This window comes from Pseudomonas sp. FH4 (assembly GCF_000510915.2).
Taxonomy (GTDB): domain Bacteria; phylum Pseudomonadota; class Gammaproteobacteria; order Pseudomonadales; family Pseudomonadaceae; genus Aquipseudomonas; species Aquipseudomonas brenneri.
This window is the reverse complement of record NZ_AOHN01000013.1, coordinates 210,221-225,296: the sequence shown is the minus strand read 5'-3', so window position 1 is coordinate 225,296 and position 15,076 is coordinate 210,221. Positions and strand designations below refer to the sequence as shown.

Here is a 15,076-nt window from a genome sequence, read left to right as displayed (position 1 = left end):
TCCACAAATCATATGTAGCGGCATGGAGGATGTAAACGTAAAAACCTAAAACACCAATAAAAATAATCCTAAGTGACTGTTTAAAAACGAATAAATATAAAGACACCGTTAAAACTCAACAATTCCAGTTGTTTCGCACTGCGGAATATGGTTTTGTTTTGTTGATTTTATAAAAGAAGGATGTCTACCATGCGCCGTCGAAGCCAGGACCCGAACACACCAGAGACACCTGCAGGCAGCACTGCTTTCGAACACCTGCTGGTGGATCCGATGAACACCGAAGAGGAGGAAGACAAGGATCGCCAGTTCATCACGGCACTGGCCCGTGGCCTGGAGTTGCTGCGCTGCTTTACCCCTAGCGAAAGCGTGTTGAGTAATCAGGAGCTGGCGCGCAAGACCGGCCTGCCGAAACCGACGATTACCCGCATGACCCACACCCTGACCCGCTTGGGTTACCTCAAGCACCTGCCGCAGTCGGGCCGGTACCAGTTGAATGTGGGCGTGATGGCGTTTGGTTACGCGATGCTTTCCAACCTGTCGGTGCGGGCCGTGGCCCACCCGGTGATGGAGACCATGGCCAAGTACGCCCAGGCCGCCGTCGCGATGGCTACCCGGGACCGCCTGGACATGGTGTACCTGGACGTGGTCCAGGGCGAAGCGAACATGACCATGCGCCGCCAGGTCGGCACGCGCTTGCCGCTGCACTTGAGTTCTGCGGGGCGCGCGTGCCTGGCGGCGATGCCGGGGAACGAGCGTGAATTCATGCTTGAGCATATCCGCCAGCGCCATCCGGAGGATTGGCCAAAGATTCGCAAAGGGCTGGAGCGCGCGTTCCGGGATTACACCGACTTCGGCTACTGCATGTCGATCGGTGAGTGGCACCGCGATGTCAACGCCATCGCCGTGCCCATGCTGCACTCACAACATGGGCTGTTGACGTTCAACTGTGGCGGGCCGAGTTTTCACCTTTCCCGGGAAAAACTCGAAGACGACATCGGGCCGCGTCTCAAGCACATGGTCAATAACATCGAGGCCGCCGCCCGCTAGACAGATCGGTGCATGGCCTCGGCAGATTCAATACAACAGGCCCGCCGAACGGGCCGCCGAGGAATGTACATGATCCGAGACCCGCAAACGCTTGACCTGCTGCTGGACTCCATTCGCCAGTTCGTCAACGAAGCGCTGATCCCCCGGGAAAACGAAGTCGCCGAGACTGATGAAATCCCGGCGGATATCGTCCAGCAATTCCAGGACATGGGCCTGTTCGGCCTGACCTTGCCCGAAGCCTATGGCGGCCTGGGCGCGACCATGGAAGAAGAAGTGAGCATTGCCTTCGAGCTGGGTCGCACCTCGCCGGCGTTCCGCTCCTACTTCGGCACCAACAATGGCATCGGCGCCATTGGCATTCTGCTGGACGGCACCGAGGCGCAGAAACAACACTACTTGCCCAAGCTTGCCAGCGGCGAGTTGCTCAGTTCGTTCTGTCTGACCGAACCGGATTCCGGCTCTGACGCCGCCTCGCTGAAAACCACCGCCGTGCGCGATGGCGAGCATTACGTGATCAATGGCACCAAGCGCTTTATCACCAACGCGCCCCACGCCGGGGTTTTCACGGTGATGGCCCGCACCAACCCGCACATCAAGGGCTCCGGTGGCATCAGCGCATTTATCATCGAGCGCAACACGGCGGGCGTGTCCCTGGGCAAGCGCGACCATAAGATGGGCCAGAAAGGCGCCCATACCAGCGACGTGATTTTCGACAATGTACGGGTGCCTGCCGAGCAACTGATCGGCGGCATCGAGGGTGTGGGTTTCAAGACGGCAATGAAGGTACTCGACAAGGGTCGGCTGCATATCGCGGCTATCAGCGTCGGTGCAGCAGAGCGCATGCTCGACGATGCCCTGCACTACGCCATCGACCGCAAGCAATTCGGCCAGCCGATTGCCGAGTTCCAGTTGATCCAAGCCATGCTCGCCGACAGCAAGGCTGAAATCTATGCGGCCCGCTGCATGGTGCTGGACGCCGCGCGCAAGCGTGACGAGGGCCTGAATATCGGCACCGAAGCCTCCTGCGCAAAAATGTTCGCCACGGAAATGTGCGGTCGGGTGGCTGACCGTTGCGTGCAGATCCACGGCGGCGCGGGCTATGTGAGCGAATACGCGATCGAGCGGTTCTATCGCGATGTGCGCCTGTTCCGGCTGTATGAAGGCACCACGCAGATCCAGCAGTTGGTGATCGCGCGCAACATGATTCGCGAGGCCCAGCACTAAACCCCACACAACCCTTTGGGGGGAACCGGGCTTGTGTGGGAGCGGGCTTGCTCGCGAAGGCGCAGTGTCAGTCAACTTTTTATTAACTGACCCACCGCTTTCGCGAGCAAGCCCGCTCCCACAGTAGATATTCATTGTTCATGCAACACCCATAACCAGTGCCCTACAACTACAACAAGGTATCGCTATGGAAGTCGCCACATCGACGGGGGCGTTGTCGCCCGCAAAAAACAACCTGTGGATCATTGTCTTCATCTTCTGCTTCCTCGGTCTTTTGATCGACGGCGCAGACTTGATGCTACTTTCCTACAGCCTCAGCAGCCTGAAGGCCGAGTTCGGCCTGACCAGTGTCGAAGCTGGCAGCCTGGGCAGTTTCACCCTGGCCGGGATGGCGGTCGGCGGGATTTATGGGGGCTGGGCCTGTGACCGCTTTGGCCGGGTCAAGACCGTGGTGTGGAGCATCGTGCTGTTCTCGGTAGGCACCGCGATCCTCGGCCTGACCCACAGCTACTGGCAGTTCGCGGCCACCCGCTTTTTCGCCTCCCTCGGGCTGGGCGCACTGTATGTCGCGTGCAATACCCTGATGGCCGAATACGTACCGACCCGCTACCGCACCACCGTGCTCGGCACCCTGCAGGCCGGCTGGTCGGTGGGTTACATCGTCGCCACCTTGCTGGCCGGCTGGATCCTGCCGGACCACGGCTGGCGCTGGCTGTTCTACGTGGCGATCATCCCGGTGATCCTCGCCGTACTGATGCAACGCCTGGTGCCAGAACCCCAGGCCTGGCTCAACGCCCAGGCCGAACGTGCGCGGGAAAAAGCCGAAGGCATCCAGCGCGTTTCGGCGAAAAAGCCCGATGGCATGTTCAAGCTGATCTTCAGCGACCCCAGGGCCAGCCGCATGTTCCTGCTCTGGGCGCTGACCGCAGGCTTCCTGCAGTTCGGCTACTACGGGGTCAACAACTGGATGCCGTCCTACCTGGAAGGCGAACTGGGGATGAACTTCAAGTCGATGACCAGCTACATGGTCGGTACCTACGCGGCGATGATTTTCGGCAAGATCCTCGCCGGCCTCGCGGCTGATCGCCTGGGTCGGCGTGTGGTGTTTGCCTTCGGTGCCCTCGGCACGGCGGTGTTCCTGCCGGTGATCGTGCTGTACCAGAGCCCGGACAACATCCTCTGGCTGCTGATTGCCTTCGGCTTCCTGTACGGCATTCCCTACGGCGTGAATGCGACCTACATGACCGAAAGCTTCGAAGCGAAATTCCGCGGCTCGGCCGTGGGCGGCGCCTACAACATCGGCCGGGTTGGCGCGGCAGTAGCGCCGGCGGCCATTGGCTTCCTGGCGTCCCACGGCTCGATTGGCGTGGGCTTTATGGTGATGGGCGCGGCGTACTTTATCTGCGGGGTGATCCCGGCGCTGTTTATCCGTGACAAGCAGTTTGATCCGCAGAAGCAATAAGCCAAACCTGGGCGGGAGCCGGGTTACCGGTTCCCACCTGGGTCAGCAGGAAAACCTAGCCGTTTTGCCAGTTACTTAAACGCTTTGTTCAAACTATCGTGTACCCGACCAATTGCTGATGGCAGGGCCGGAAATGGAATTCATCGAACAGACCCACCAGGGCTACGCCGCCTTTCGCGGCTACCAGACCTGGTATCGCGTGACCGGGAACCTCGACAGCGGCAAGCCCCCCTTGGTCATCCTCCATGGTGGCCCCGGCGGTACCCATGACTATCTGGACGCCTTCAAGGACGTAGCTGCCAGTGGCCATGCGGTGATTCATTACGACCAACTGGGCAATGGCCATTCCACCCACCTGCCCCACCAGCCCGCCGATTTCTGGACGGTTGAACTGTTTCTCGAAGAGCTGGACAACCTGCTCGACCATCTGCGCATCAGCAACCATTACGCGATCCTCGGGCACGCCTGGGGCGCCAGGCTCGGCAGTGAACACGCGATTCGCCAACCCAAGGGCCTGTGCGCACTTATCGCCGCCAACCTGGCTGCCGGCTTCGATGACCAGCCTCTGTGCCGGATCAACCCGTGGCCCGAAGAAGTGGCACGCACCTTCGCCCAGATGGCGGCCGATCCTACGGTGTACAACGCCCTGCACGGCCCGATCAGGATTGGCCAGCTAACGCAGATCCGAGTACCGACCCTGATGATTTGCGGGCGCCATAACCAGGTCATACCACTGGAATTCAAGGTGTTCCTCGATGAAATCACCGATGTGCGCGAGGCGTTGTTCGAAGACTCCAGCCATATGCCCCATGTCGAAGAGCGCCAGGCTTGCATGGGCACTGTGGTGAAGTTTTTGGATGAGGCCTGTCACCCCCGATGTTGAAACCACACATATCAAATGTGGGAGCGGCGGTGCGACGATTCGACTTGCTCGCGAAAGCCGTTTTTCAGTCGCCGGATGTACCGACTGATCCACCGCTTTCGCGAGCAAGCCCGCTCCCACATTTAGTGCGTGGTGTTCGGGCTAAACCTCGCTGGTTTCAGCCCTGCCCGGCGCCGTCGCTGTGTGCTGCGAGTTCGCCACCACCGGAATTTCCTTACCGTCGGCATCGAACAATTTGCCTTTGCTGAAGTAATCCCCATCCCGCAGTGCCGCCACATCCTGGAAGCACAGACTACGCTCGGTGCCGGCGACGAACACCGACTGCTGGTCTGAGTTACCGGCGGTGAAGTGGTTGAACGCCAGGTTCAGCAGGATCGCCATGATCGCCGAGGAGCTGATCCCCGAGTGGAAAATGGTGGCGAACCAGCTGGGGAACTGATCGTAGAAACTTGGTGCCGCGATGGGGATCATGCCGAAACCGATGGAGGTGGCGACGATGATCAGGTTCATGTTGTTGCGGTAATCGACCTTGGACAACGTACGGATCCCACTGGCCGCCACGGTGCCGAACAACACGATCCCGGCGCCGCCCAGTACCGAGGTCGGTACCGCCGCAATCACCCGGCCCATAAAGGGCAACAGGCCAAGGATCACCAGGAACAGGCCGCCCGTGGCCACCACATAACGACTCTTGACCCCGGTCACCGCCACCAGGCCGACGTTCTGGGCGAAGGCGCTTTGCGTAAACGAGCCGAAGATCGGCGCGAACATGCTCGACAACATGTCCGCACGCAGGCCGTTGCCCAGGCGCTTGGAGTCAACCTTGGTGTCGATGATCTCGCCCACCGCGAGGATATCCGCCGAGGTTTCCACCAGCGTCACCATGACCACGATGCACATGGAAAGGATCGCGGCCACATGGAAGGTCGGCATGCCGAAATGGAACGGCGTGGGGAAACCGATCATCGGGCCTTGGGTCACGGTAGAGAAGTCCGCCATGCCCAGGAACACTGCGATCAGCGTACCAAACACCATCGCCAGCAGGATCGACAGGCGCGAGATCGTGGCGCTGCCCACCTTGCTCAACAGCAGCACCAGCACCAGGGTGATGGCCGCCAGGCCAATGTTCGGCATGCTGCCGAAATCCGCGGCACGGCTGTTGCCGCCCATGGCCCAACGGGCGGCGACCGGCATCAGCGTCAGGCCGATGGTGGTAATCACGATCCCGGTCACCAGGGGCGGGAAAAACTTGGTAATTCGCGAAAAGATCGGGGTGATCAGCAACCCGATCAACGACGCGGCCATCACCGCGCCAAGGATCGCCGGCACACCGCCCGCACCATCGCTGCCGACAATCGCCACCATGGTCGCCACGCCGGCAAACGACACCCCTTGCACCAGCGGCAACTGGCAGCCAAAAAACGGTAGGCCCAGGGTTTGCAACAACGTGGCCAGGCCACCGGCAAACAACGACGCCGCGATCAACAGGCCAATATCGGCTGGAGATAACCCGGCCGCCTGGCCAACGATCAACGGCACGGCGACGATGCCGCCGTACATGGTCAGTACATGCTGCAGGCCGTAAGCCATGTTGGCAGCGACGCCAAGATTCTCATCTTCTGGCCGTTGCGGTGACGCCTTCGGGATAGTCATGGTGAGGGGATCTCTGTTTTTGTTGTGCGCTCACTGTATGCAATAGAAAGATTGGATGTCCATAGAGTTGTATACAATCATTTCCACAAGATACCTGCCATCGACGTTACAAAAATCCATTCAGCCGCCCTGCCCCAAGGCTTGAAGCCGTGCCCACAAGGACCTGAAAAAAATGCTCAACCGCACGCTGCGCATTCACTCTGCGGCCATTTGCTACTTCGATATGGTCCGTCGCTGCCATTCGATCCGCGAAGCCGCACGCCGGCTGAACGTGGCATCGTCCGCAGTGAACCGGCAAATTCTCAAGCTTGAAGGCGAAGTCGGCGCGCCTCTGTTCGAACGCCTGCCCGGCGGGCTGCGCCTGACCGCTGCCGGGGAAATCCTGACCCGCCATGTGACCCTGGTGCTGCAGGATGTGGAACGGGTACGCGGCGAACTGGAAGGATTGAACCAAGTGCAGACCGGGCATGTGGAAATCGCCACGGTGGAAGGCGCCACGGTGGAGTTGTTGCCGGCCGTGCTCAAGCGCATGCGCCAGCGCTATCCGGCGGTGACCATCGGTGTGACCGTACAGGGTTCACAATCGATTCCGGCAGCGGTGATCAACGGCCAGGCGGACCTGGGGCTGGCTTTTGCCCTGCCGCGCAGCGCAGAAACCACGCAACTGTGTGTCGGCCATTTCCGCCTTGGTGCGTTGGTGGCTCCGGGTCACCCACTGGCCTCCCACGCCAGCGTCAGCTACACCCTGTGCGCTGAACACGGGGTGATCCAGGCCAACAGCGAGCTGTCGATCCATCACTTGATCGCCCCGCTGCACAAGCGTTCGCCGGCTGCGCACAAGCCGTTGCTGCAAAGCAACTCCATGGAACTGGCGCGGCAGTTGGCGCGTCAGCAGTTGGGGGTGGCGTTCCAGACGCGGATCGGGATCGAGGCCGATTTGGCCAGGGGTGAGTTGCTGCATATCCCCCTGAGTGATCAGGGCGGAATGTTCAGCGACCTGGGGCTGTATGCGCGCAAGGGTCGGGATTTGCCTACGGCAGTCGAGTCGATGGCCCACCTGATCAGCGAGGAAATCGCTTTGCGTGAACGCGAGGAATTACCCTGTACACCACGCATTTCCTGACCTTTCGGCCAACTTCAGTGCTGCCGATTCGGCAGCGGCCCAGTCGACATTCTGTTCTTTGAGCGTCACCGCGGTTGTGCCGATACTGCGCCCGGCAGCCCTTGCACGGCTGCCAAGAGCCAAAACGCCAAAGGAATTAAAACAATGAAAAAGGCACTGCACGGCGCAACCGTATTATTCACCCTCCTCGGCGGCGGGGAGGCTGTCGCGGTGGAGTGGATGAACAACAGCGTAGGATTTCGCTACGGGCAACAGTTCACCAATCCGAACAACCCCGACGACTTCAGCAAACGCATCTACAGCTTCACCCACGCCAGCGGCTACCAGTACGGCAGTAACTTCCTCAACCTCGACGTGTTCCTGTCCGACAGCCGCGACCCGCGCAAGGGCACCGATCACGGCGGCAGTGAAGTGTATGCGGTCTATCGGCACCAGCTGTATGCGTCACGGATATTTGACCAGCCGCTGGGCACGGGGCTGATCAAGGATTACGCGCTGACCCTGGGGTTCGACGCCAACCGCAACAACAACCTGGCCTCGGCGAAAAAGCGCGCCCTGGTGATCGGGCCGACCCTGAAGTTCAACACGGTCGGGGTGCTGGACCTGAGCCTGATGTACTACAAGGAAAACAACCATTCCGGCATCCCCGGGGCGAAGGATCCGAACCACACCTTCGACGACACCTACATGCTCAACCTGACCTGGATGCGCCCGTTCGAGATCGGCAACCATGGCGCAAAATTCCAGGGGTTCATCAACCATGTCGGAGACAAGGGCCACGACTACAACAGTCGCGACACTGCGGCCGAGACCCTGATGCGCACCGCGCTGATGGTCGCGGTACGGCCAGGCAAAAGCGTCAAGCCCAACCTGTACCTGGGCGTGGGCTACGAATACTGGCATAACAAGTTCGGTGTGGATGGCGGCCGTGGTAGCCGCACCTCGACACCAACCGTGAACATGGAAGTGACGTTTTAAGCCGCCGCCAGCTCCGACTCATCCGACTTGGGCCGCGCCAGCCAATACCCCAGCACTGCCAGCGGCGCGGTCGCCAGCATCACGATTGCGGTGATCTGCAAGGGTTCCTCGATCAGCGACGACACCAGCAGGCTGGCGACAAAGCACAAGCCCAGTTGCAGGGTGTTTTGCAGCGCGGCAGCCTTGCCGGAGTTTTCCGAAAAAGGCATCAGCGCATTCGCCACCACAATCGGGTAGCTGGCGCCGTTGACCAGGGCCATCAGGCAGAACGGAATCAGCAAGGTGGTCAGTGTCGGCACCGTCAGGGTCGCCACCAGATACAGCGCCACCATGCTGATGCAGTACGCCACCAGCAACCAGGGCAACAGGACTTTGCCCTGGAACCGTTGCAAGGCACTGCGGCAACTGTAGCCACCCACCAGAAACGCCAGGGTCGGCAGGACATAGCTCAGGCCAATGTCATTGGGGCTGTAACCCATGCCACCGAGAATAAACGGCGATGCGGTCAGCCAGGCGAAGAAACTGGCGGAGCATGCGGCAAAGATCATCACGTTGCCGGTGAACACCCGCGACTTGAACAGTTGCCCGTAGCCCAACCGGGCTTTTTCGCCGTCGCCAGCCAGGCGTTTGGGCATGGATTTGAGCAACAACGTTGGCACCAGCAATAACAGCGAGACGCCCAGCAACACGGCGAAGATCGCCTGCCAGCCCCAGTGATTCAACACCACCGCGCCCAACAGCGGCGCCAGCGCCGGTGACAGGGACATCAGCGGCATGATGCTGGCAAACACCCGATGCGCCTTGTCGGCCGGGTAACGGTCAATCACCAGCGCCTGCCAACTGACAGCGGCGCTGCACACCCCGATCGACTGCACAAACCGCAACGCCAGCAGTTGCGGCGCGGTCTCGACCCAGAACATCCCCAGGCAGCCGAGCACAAACAGACTCAGGCCGGCCAGCAGGATTGGCTTGCGCCCCAGGCGGTCAGACAGCGGCCCCCAGAGCAGTTGCCCCACGGCAAAACCGGCGAGGAAGATGCTCAGACTGGCGCCCACCGCACCGGGTGAAATCTGCAGGTGTTCGCCCATGGCGCCGAACGCGGGCAAGTACATATCCATGGCCAGGTAGCCGAGCATGCTCAGCCCCGCCAGGTACCAGGTGAAACCAAAAGAGTTTTTCATTGAAGCCTTGTAGGTCCTGCCATCAAACAATTTGCTGACTGGCGCCTATTATGAAGCTGACAGCCGCCCTGTGAAGCGATAATAGTTGGACACTCTTATCAATATTTTTGAAGGCAGAACCCATGTGGTCCGAATACTCCCTGGATGTGGTGGATGCGGTGGCGCGTCACGGCAGCTTCAGCGCCGCCGCCCAGGAACTGCACCGCGTGCCCTCGGCCATCAGCTACACAGTACGACAGATCGAGGAATGGTTGGCAGTACCGTTGTTTATCCGTCGCCACCGTGATGTGGAACTGACACCTGCCGGCCGCCTGTTTATCGACGAAGCCCGCGGCGTGATGAAAACCATGCTCGGCACCCGCCGGCTGTGCCAGCAGGTGGCCAATGGCTGGAGCGGCCAGTTGAAAGTGGCGGTGGATTCCATCGTCAAGCAGCAGCGGTGCCGGCAACTGGTACTGGATTTCTATCGCCAGTTCCCGGAAGTGGAATTGTTGCTGGAATACGAGGTGTACAACGGGGTGTGGGACGCCCTGGCGGACGAGCGCACCGACATCGTGATCGGCGCCACCAGTGCGGTGCCGGTGGCCAGCCACTTCACGTTTCGCGACATGGGGCTGTTGAACTGGCTGTGCGTGGTCAGCGCCCGGCATCCGCTGGCGCAGGTCGAGGGTTTACTCAGTGACGATCAACTGCGGCCTTTTGCATCACTGTGTATGACCGACACCTCGCGCAACCTGCCCAAGCGCGATACCTGGACCCTGGACAACCAGCGACGCCTGGTAGTCCCCAACTGGGCATCGGCCATGGATTGCCTGCAAGACGGGCTGTGCGTCGGCATGGTTCCGGCGCACCTGGTGCAACCGCTGATCGACAGCGGCGAACTGGCCGCCCTGCAACTGTCCCGGCCCTTCCCGGCCAGCCCGTCCTGCGTGGCCTGGGCGCAGAACAAACTGTCCCCGGCCATGACCTGGCTGCTGGAATACCTGGGGGATAGCGAAACGATGAACCAGGAATGGCTGAACGGGCCAGGTTTACAGTAACCGCGCGATGCCCCGCACGATCATCTCCACTTCCTTGCTATCCAGGGTCAGGGGCGGCAGCAGGCGAATGACCTTGCCCCGCGTGACATTGAGCAACAAACCCTGCTCCCGTGCGGCCCGCTCGGCCAGGTCGCGCTGCGGCGTAGCCAGTTCAATGCCGATCATCAAACCGCGCCCACGGATCGCCAGCACTTGCGGGTGCTCGCTCAATTCCACCCGCAGCCGCGCCAGCAGCCGCTCGCCTTGACGCGCGGCGTTCTCCAGCAGGCCTTGCTCCTCAATGATATCCAGCACCGTACAACCCACACGGCACGCCAGTGGGTTACCGCCAAAGGTGCTGCCATGGCTGCCGGGGGTGAAGAGCTTGGCTACCGGGGCACGCGCCAGGCAGGCGCCAATCGGGATACCGTTGCCCAGCCCCTTGGCCAGGGTCATGACGTCCGGGACAATGCCCTCCTGCTGGAAGGCAAACCAGGTGCCGGTACGGCCAATGCCGGTCTGGATCTCATCGAGCATCAATAGCCAACCGTGCTGGCTACAGTGCGCACGCAAGGCTTTCAGATAGCCCGGCGGGGCGAGTTGCACGCCACTTTCACCCTGGATCGGCTCCAGCAACACCGCGACGACCCTGGGACCGAACTCACGGGTCAGCGCCTCCAATGCCGCCAGGTCACCAAAGCCAATCTTGATGAAATCCCCCGGCAAACGCTGAAACCCCAGGCGCACTGATGGCCCATCACTGGCGGCCATGGTGCCTAGGGTACGGCCGTGGAAGGCATTCTCCATGACCACCACCAGCGGCTGCTCTATGCCTTTTTTCCAGCCATGCAGGCGCGCCAGTTTCAACGCTGTTTCATTGGCTTCGGCGCCGGAGTTGTTGAAGAACGCCTGATCCAGGCCCGACAACTGGGTCAGCCGTTGCGCCAGGCGCTGCTGCCAGTCAATGCCGTACAAGTTGGAAGTATGCAACAGCAACCCGGCCTGCTCGCTGATTGCCGTCACCAGCCGTGGGTGGGAGTGACCGACATTGGTCACGGCCACCCCGGCCACGGCGTCGAGGTACTCACGGCCTTGCTGGTCCCACAGGCGTGTGCCCAGGCCACGGGTAAAACTCAGGGCCAGGGGTTGATAGGTGGTCATCAGGCAAGCGGCGGTCATGGCATCGGGCTCCATCGGGGTCAGGGCCTTAGTATCGTTAGCCACTCAAGCTGGATAAACTGCACATATATGCAATGACTTTGAATCAAGGGTTGATAATGGATCTGTTCCAGGCAATGACCGTCTACGTCAAAGTGGTGGAGGCCGGCAGCATGACTGCGGCAGCCCAGGCCTGTGGACTGTCGACCACCATGGTCGGCAATCACCTGCGTGCCCTGGAACACCGCCTCGGCGTCAGCCTGCTCAAGCGCACCACCCGCAAGCAAAGCCTGACCGAGTTCGGTGGCCTGTATTACCAGCGCTGCCTGGAGGTGCTGGGGCTGGTGGCCAACTCCGAGCAGTTGGCTGAGCAAATCCATACCGAGGCGCCACAAGGGCTGCTGCGCATCACCGCCCCGCCGGCGTTTGGTGCCGAGCGCCTGGCACCGGCGCTCAGTGAGTTTTCCCGGCGCTATCCACAGATCCAGCTGTACGTGGTGCTGAGCAATCAAGCCATGGACCTGATCGACAGCGGCTTCGACGTGGCAATCCGCCTGGGTGAGCTGCAACCTTCCAGCCTGATCGCCCGGCCGTTGCAGGACTACACCATGACCCTGTGCGCCTCGCCGCAATACCTGGCGCGCCGGGGTACGCCCCAGCAGCCCATGGATTTGCAGGACCATGACTGCCTCGCGTTTGCCTACCCTTCGACCGATGACTGGCGCAACGCCGACAAACTCTGGCGCCTGCGGGGCCCCGAGGGTGAAGTTGAAGTCGCCGTGTCCGGCCCCATGACCATCAACAGTTCCCAGGCCCTGCATCGTGCCGCCGTCGAAGGCATGGGCATCGTGATGCTGCCCGACGCCCTGGTCGGCGCCGACCTGCTGGCGGGCAGGCTGGTGGCGCTGCTGCCAGGCTATCAGTCACCTTCGCGCTCGATGCATCTTCTCTATGCGCAGGACCGCTATCGCCTGCCCAAGCTGCGGGCCTTTGTCGACTTCGTGATCGAACAATGGGCGCGCTAGAAACTCAGCCCCAGGGCCTGCAGTTGGCGGCGGGTCTGCTCGGGTGATACGTGATGAATGCCACGCCAGCCCAAGGCACTGGCGGCATTGGCGTTTTCGGCCACATCGTCGATAAACACCACTTGCTCAGGCTCGATGTCCGGCAAATCAGCACGCACCTGATCGAGGCTCGCGCGGTAGATCGCCGGGTCAGGCTTGATCAGCTTGACCTCGCCGGACACCACGATATTGCGAAAGTATTTCAGGAATGGATAGTTGGCGCGGGCATAGGGGAAGGTTTCAGCCGACCAGTTGGTCAGGCCGAATAGCGGCACTTTGGCTTCATGCAGGTCTTCAAGAATCGCCACGCCATCTGCGAGCGGGCCGCGCAGCATTTCATGCCAGCGCTCGTAGTAGGCCCGAATCAAGGCCTCATGTTGCGGGTGTTTGGCGATCAGGGTGCGGGTGGCCTCGGCCAGGGTGCGCCCAGCATCCTGTTCAGTATTCCAGGCCTGGGTGCAGATGTTGTCGAGGAACCATTGCCGCTCCTCGTCACCGGTAATCAGTTTGCGATACAGGTGCTGCGGGCTCCAATCAAACAGGACACCGCCGAAATCAAAAACTACTGCACGAATCGTCATGGAGATCCTCCGTTAGCTCAGTGTGATAACGGATGCAGTCTGGCACAGCGAGGTTACGAAAGGACAAACGAGGGACGGTAGGACGGTTCGTAAATGTGAGCTTTTTTGTAGGAGCCGGCTTGCCGGCGAAAATCTTCAATGATCACGCGGGGTGCCTGGCACCCCGCGTTGTTCTCAGGTTTTTCGCCGGCAAGCCGGCTCCTACAGAGGGTTAAGCCTGGACCAGACCTTCGATCTTCACGGTCGGATTGACGTCGGCCTCATAATCCACGCCATCGATCTCAAAACCGAACAGACGCAGGAACTCAGCCTTGTAGCCGGCAAAATCGCTGATCTCGTTGACGTTGTCGTCGGTGACCTGGTTCCACAGCGCCGCTACGGCGTCCTGGACCTTCGGCTCCAGCTCAGCCAGGTCGGCACGCAGGCGACCGTCGGCGTCCAGCTTAGGCTCGCTGCCGTACAGGCTGTCCTTGAACAGGCCGTAGACCTGCTCGATGCAGCCTTCGTGGGTACCCTGCTCTTTCATCACTTTGAACAGCAGCGACAGGTACAGCGGCATGATCGGGATCGCCGAACTGGCCTGGGTGACCACGGCCTTGAGCACCGATACACGGGCATCGCCCTTGAGTGCCGCGAGGTTGTCGCGCAGGGTCAGGACTTTCTTGTCGAGGTCTTTCTTGGCCTCGCCGATGGAGCCGTTCCAGTAGATATCCTGGGTCAGCTTTTCACCCAGGTAGGTGAACGCAGTGGTCTTGGCGCCTTCGGCCAGCACGTCGGCGTCGCGCAGGGCGTCGATCCACAGCTGCCAGTCTTCGCCACCCATCACTTTGACGGTACCGTCGATTTCTTCCTGGGTTGCAGGTTCCAGTGTGGTGTCGACCACAACGCCCTTGTCGGTGTTGATCCCGCGCAGGGTCACAGCCTTGCCGATCGGCTTGAGGGTGGAGTTGTGCACCACGCCTTGCGGGTCGGTACGGCGTGGCGCGGCCAGGCTGTAGACCACCAGGTCGATCTTGCCCAGGTCTTTCTTGATGGTTTCGATGGTCAGGCGCTTGATCTCGTCAGAGAACGCATCGCCATTGATGCTCTTGGCGTACAGGCCTTTTTGCGCGGCAAACTTGTGGAAAGCGGCGCTGTTGTACCAGCCGGCAGAGCTGAGCTTGCCTTCTTCGCCTTCTTTCTCAAAAAACACGCCGAGGGTATCGGCGCCACAACCAAAAGCGGCACTGATACGCGCTGCCAGGCCATAGCCGGTGGACGCACCGAGCACCAGGACTTTCTTCGGGCCGCCTTCGATGGCACCGTGTTCGGTCACGTAGTCGATCTGCTCTTTGACGTTCGCTTCGCAGCCAACAGGGTGAGCGGTCACACAGATAAAGCCACGAACCCGCGGTTTGATGATCATAAAATTTCTGCCTCTTCCAAGGTGCCGATGGCCAATGGTGGCCATTACGGCGTCAATCGTACTGGTCTATGACGTCCGAAAAACCGAAGCGTCACGATAGTCGCAATTCTTCTGTTCTCAAAATCCAATCCACAGCGGGGAAAGGCACTCTATTTTTCCGACATGAACGCAGATTCAGCACATTCTGCGGCATGATGAGGCTGTACGGAGTTTGCGTCCTGCCTGTAGGGCAGGGAAAATGCCCGTCCTGTGCGACCGTATTCGGCGCTCGTCATCCTCATGCCACTGGCTGTTCATC

13 protein-coding genes and 1 pseudogene are annotated in these 15,076 nt (G+C 60.6%); 9 read left to right on the top strand and 5 right to left on the bottom strand.

Annotated features, from left to right (window positions below; all coding sequences use genetic code 11):
• Positions 1-189: 189 nt before the first annotated feature.
• The 4 genes from H097_RS09655 (at position 190) to H097_RS09640 (ending at position 4,616) form a co-directional block, all read left to right on the top strand.
• Entirely contained in the window at positions 190-1,047 is an 858-nt protein-coding gene (locus H097_RS09655) for an IclR family transcriptional regulator (protein WP_032859351.1), read from the top strand.
• Positions 1,048-1,116: 69 nt separating this feature from the next.
• Positions 1,117-2,271, top strand: coding sequence for an acyl-CoA dehydrogenase family protein (locus tag H097_RS09650; RefSeq protein WP_032859350.1), 1,155 nt, complete (start codon positions 1,117-1,119; stop codon positions 2,269-2,271).
• Between the two features lie 187 nt (positions 2,272-2,458).
• Positions 2,459-3,733, top strand: a complete 1,275-nt coding sequence (locus H097_RS09645; protein ID WP_032859347.1) for an MFS transporter — start codon at positions 2,459-2,461, stop codon at positions 3,731-3,733.
• 133 nt (positions 3,734-3,866) lie between these two features.
• Positions 3,867-4,616 carry an alpha/beta fold hydrolase gene (locus tag H097_RS09640; RefSeq protein WP_032859344.1) on the top strand — a complete coding sequence of 250 codons (750 nt, stop codon included), beginning with the start codon at positions 3,867-3,869 and terminating at the stop codon, positions 4,614-4,616.
• Positions 4,617-4,757: 141 nt separating this feature from the next.
• Here H097_RS09640 and H097_RS09635 read toward each other — a convergent pair whose 3' ends face one another.
• Positions 4,758-6,269 carry a nucleobase:cation symporter-2 family protein gene (locus H097_RS09635; protein ID WP_032859341.1) on the bottom strand — a complete coding sequence of 504 codons (1,512 nt, stop codon included), beginning with the start codon at positions 6,267-6,269 and terminating at the stop codon, positions 4,758-4,760.
• 172 nt (positions 6,270-6,441) lie between these two features.
• Between H097_RS09635 and H097_RS09630 the strand changes: the two genes are divergently transcribed.
• Both H097_RS09630 and H097_RS09625 read left to right on the top strand, forming a co-directional pair.
• Positions 6,442-7,392 (top strand): LysR family transcriptional regulator, encoded by a 951-nt coding sequence (locus H097_RS09630; RefSeq protein ID WP_032859338.1) that lies wholly within the window; start codon positions 6,442-6,444, stop codon positions 7,390-7,392.
• A gap of 144 nt (positions 7,393-7,536) precedes the next feature.
• Complete coding sequence (locus tag H097_RS09625; protein WP_032859335.1) at positions 7,537-8,370, top strand: hypothetical protein; 834 nt, start codon at positions 7,537-7,539, stop codon at positions 8,368-8,370.
• On the opposite strand, the gene punC is transcribed toward H097_RS09625, so the two are convergent.
• Complete coding sequence (gene punC / locus H097_RS09620; RefSeq protein ID WP_032859332.1) at positions 8,367-9,551, bottom strand: purine nucleoside transporter PunC; 1,185 nt, start codon at positions 9,549-9,551, stop codon at positions 8,367-8,369. The genes H097_RS09625 and punC overlap by 4 nt on opposite strands.
• A gap of 122 nt (positions 9,552-9,673) precedes the next feature.
• On the opposite strand from punC, the gene punR reads away from it, so the two are divergent.
• The gene (gene punR, locus H097_RS09615) at positions 9,674-10,591 is read left to right on the top strand and encodes a DNA-binding transcriptional activator PunR (protein ID WP_032859329.1); all 918 of its coding nucleotides are present in this window, start codon (positions 9,674-9,676) and stop codon (positions 10,589-10,591) included.
• Here the strand turns inward: punR and H097_RS09610 are convergent.
• The gene (locus tag H097_RS09610; RefSeq protein ID WP_032859327.1) at positions 10,583-11,749 is read right to left on the bottom strand and encodes an aspartate aminotransferase family protein; all 1,167 of its coding nucleotides are present in this window, start codon (positions 11,747-11,749) and stop codon (positions 10,583-10,585) included. The two genes, punR and H097_RS09610, sit on opposite strands and share 9 nt — an antisense overlap.
• A 98-nt stretch (positions 11,750-11,847) precedes the next feature.
• Here H097_RS09610 and H097_RS09605 point away from each other — a divergent pair, with 98 nt between their 5' ends.
• Positions 11,848-12,753: a LysR family transcriptional regulator gene (locus H097_RS09605; protein ID WP_032859326.1), complete on the top strand. Its 906-nt coding sequence runs from the start codon at positions 11,848-11,850 to the stop codon at positions 12,751-12,753.
• Here the strand turns inward: H097_RS09605 and H097_RS09600 are convergent.
• Entirely contained in the window at positions 12,750-13,373 is a 624-nt protein-coding gene (locus tag H097_RS09600; protein WP_032859323.1) for an HAD family phosphatase, read from the bottom strand. The genes H097_RS09605 and H097_RS09600 overlap by 4 nt on opposite strands.
• A gap of 95 nt (positions 13,374-13,468) precedes the next feature.
• On the opposite strand from H097_RS09600, the pseudogene H097_RS28670 reads away from it, so the two are divergent.
• Positions 13,469-13,579, top strand: a pseudogene (locus H097_RS28670) (outer membrane lipoprotein carrier protein LolA); the annotation flags it as partial.
• Between the two features lie 5 nt (positions 13,580-13,584).
• On the opposite strand, the gene fabV reads toward H097_RS28670, so the two are convergent.
• A complete protein-coding gene (fabV, locus tag H097_RS09595; RefSeq protein ID WP_032859321.1) occupies positions 13,585-14,778 on the bottom strand; it encodes an enoyl-ACP reductase FabV in 1,194 nt (397 codons plus the stop codon).
• Between the last annotated feature and the right edge of the window lie 298 nt (positions 14,779-15,076).